This window comes from Mesorhizobium comanense, from assembly GCF_005503535.1.
GTDB classification, from domain to species: domain Bacteria; phylum Pseudomonadota; class Alphaproteobacteria; order Rhizobiales; family Rhizobiaceae; genus Mesorhizobium; species Mesorhizobium comanense.
Genome location: NZ_SCNN01000068.1, coordinates 1 through 3,193 on the forward strand (window position 1 = coordinate 1; position 3,193 = coordinate 3,193).

The 3,193-nt window shown below is 59.2% G+C and carries 1 protein-coding gene; it reads left to right on the forward strand.

Annotation, left to right across the window (positions count from 1 at the left end; genetic code table 11):
* Window positions 1-158 precede the first annotated feature (158 nt).
* Complete coding sequence (locus FFS37_RS35595) at window positions 159-3,134, forward strand: Tn3 family transposase (protein WP_137935551.1); 2,976 nt, start codon at window positions 159-161, stop codon at window positions 3,132-3,134.
* Window positions 3,135-3,193 lie beyond the last annotated feature (59 nt).

Below are 3,193 nucleotides of genomic sequence, written 5' to 3' on the forward strand. Positions count from 1 at the left end.
GGGGTCGGAACAAGAACCGTTCCCGCAGACACGCTAAGGTCGAACGAAGCGCGAACACGCGCATAGATCTGTAGATGACGCCACCGGGCTGGTTGAAAGTTTCCGGCCGATGGCCAACCACTACCCCTTGGAATTTAGTGTGCCGAGGGAGAAGGCGAGTGGGTAGAAGACGGCTTGTCAGTCCAAAGGAAGCGGCGATACTGCTGGGCATAGCGACAGGCGAGGATAGTCTGATCCGTCACTTTACTCTGGGCCCGGCAGATAGATTGGAATGCGAACTCCGCCGGCGACCACAGAACAAGCTGGGCTTCGCCGTTCAACTCTGCACGATGCGACAAACAGGGCGGCTCTTGTGGGACAACGAGCAGCCACCTGCGGCTGTGATCAACTATCTTGCGGATCAGCTCGGTATCGACGCGCGCCTCTACGTCTTCTATGCGCATCGAGTACAGACGCGTTTCGATCACAGCCGATCGTTGATGGCTTACCTCGGTCTCCGGACTGCATCTAGAGACGATCGCCGCGCCGCACTTGTGGCTGCAATCGATGCGGCGGCCAACGGCGATCACGGGTTGCCGATCGCGACAGCAGTCATTGCCGAGTTCCGGAAACGAAACGCACTCCTGCCTTCGCTGCATTCCATCGAGAAGATCGGTCTCGGCGGTCGCGCGATAGCTCGCCGACGGGCTGAGAAAGAACTTATCGAGGGTATCTCGCCTGATCGGCTTGCGTCATTGGACAGGCTGTTGGAGGTTGACCCGGCCCTCGGCCAGACGCGCTTTCATTGGCTGCGCTCGGCGCCAGAAGCGCCAGGTGCGTCAAACCTAGTCGGGCTGACAGAACGCATTGCCTTCCTGCGCAACTTGGAAATCGACGCGAAATTGCAGGTGCGCATACCATCTGGACGATGGGATCAGATGATCCGTGAGGGCAACGCCACACCGGCATGGCTGGCCAACGATTTCAATGCGAGTCGCCGGCACGCTCTGATCGTGGCGCAGGTCATCAAGCTTGGCCAGAAGCTAACTGACGATGCTGTTGCGATGTTCATTAAACTGATGGGTCGACAATTCTCCCAGGCCAATAACCGCAAGAAACAGCGACACATGGACTGCAGGTCGGATACCTCCAAGGCGCTGCGCATGTTCCTCGACACGATTACCGCCCTGCAGTCTGCGAACAACTATGGCCGGAACGCATTGGAGGTTCTCGATCAGGAAGTCGGGTGGCACCGGTTGCTGCGGATGAAGCCTGAGCTTGAGTCGATGGTCGAGGACAACGAGGCGTCGCCTTTGGCCTTGGCGGCCGAGCAATATGCGACCGTCAACAAATATGCCGGTGCGTTCCTACAGGCGTTCTCGTTCCAATCCGCGCGGCGACACGATCCACTCCTTTCGGCGATTTCGCTGCTGAAACGCCTGCATGCCGAGAGCCGTCGGACACTCCCGGATCGCGTCCCGGTCACCCACCTCAGCCAAGCTGATCGTCGGCTCATCTTCGAACAAGGAAAGCCTGATCGCCGTCTCTACGAGATTGCGACGCTCGCGGCCTTGCGAGACCGGCTTCGATCTGCAGACATTTGGGTCGACGGCAGCCGATCCTTCCGGCCGATCGACGAGCATCTAATGCCGCGGTCAACATTCACCACCATGAAGGATGAGGATCGACTCGGACTTGGTGTCCAAGGAGACGGCGCGGCCTGGCTCGCGGAGGCTCGCCAGATGCTCGACTTCAACCTGAAGCGCCTGGCGCACAGAGCACGGTCCGGAAAGCTCGAAGGTGTTCGTCTTGAAGCCGGAACGTTGATCGTGACACCAACGGCTGGCGAGGTTCCGGCGGCGGCCGAGGAACTGAATGCCGAGATCAGCGATATGTATCCGATGGTTGAGGTGCCGGACCTCTTGAGGGAAGTGCACGATTGGACTGGCTTCGCCGATCACTTCACGCATGTCCGCACGGGTGACTCTCCGAGGGACGTCTCGGCCATGCTGGCCGGGGTGCTGGCCGATGCGACCAACCTCGGTCCGAAGCGAATGGCGAGCGCGTCCAAAGGAATCAGCGCTCACCAGATCGGCTGGATGCGCACCTTCCACGCTCGGTCGGAGACCTATCGCGCGGCGCAAGCATGTATCACCGATGCACACACCCGCCATCCGCATTCTCGGCTGTGGGGCAACGGAACAACCTCATCGTCCGATGGCCAATTCTTCCGCGCGAGCGATCGAGCCGCAAAGCGCGGCGACATCAATTTGCATTACGGCAGCGAGCCCGGATCGAAATTCTACAGCCATCTTTCCGATCAGTATGGCTACTTCAGCATTCTGCCCATCAGTCCGACCGAAAGCGAGGTGGCCTACGTGCTCGATGGGCTATTCGATCAGGATACGATCCTCGATATCCAGGAACACTTTACCGATACGGGCGGCGCGAGTGATCACGTCTTCGGGCTATTCGCCCTGATCGGCAAACGCTTCGCACCTCGGTTACGCAATCTCAAAGATCGGAAGTTCCACACGTTCGGAAAGGGCGACGCATACCCGGCATTGTCGAACCACATCGGAGCACCGATCAACACCACGCTAATTCTCGACCACTGGGATGATCTTCTTCATCTGGCAGCGTCGATCACGACGCGATCCGTCGTGCCGTCGACCATCCTGAAGAAGCTCTCGGCCTCGCCAAAGGAGAGCCAGCTGGCCAGGGCACTGCGGGAACTCGGTCGCATCGAGAGGTCCCTCTTCATGATCGAATGGTACTCAAGTCCGGCATTGCGCCGGCGCTGCCAAGCCGGCCTCAACAAGGGCGAAGCTGCGCATAAACTGAAGCGCTCTGTCTTCTTCCACGAGCGCGGCGAAATCCGCGACAGATCATTCGAAAGCCAGGCGTTCCGCGCCTCCGGCCTCAATCTCGTCGTTAGCGCGATCGTGCATTGGAATACGGTCTATATCGAACGGGCCGTCACCCATTTGCGCAAAATGCACCGCGAGATTCCGGATCATCTGCTCAAGCACGTCTCGCCGCTGAGCTGGGAACACATCAATCTGACCGGCATCTACACCTGGGATGCAGAACATCAGATGCCTGAAGGCTTCCGGTCGCTCAGACTTCCGGCTCGGTTACGCCACGCCGCATGACGTTCATGCTCCGTTCGACCTTAGCGTGTCGCTGGGAACAGTTCTTGTTCCGACCCCTA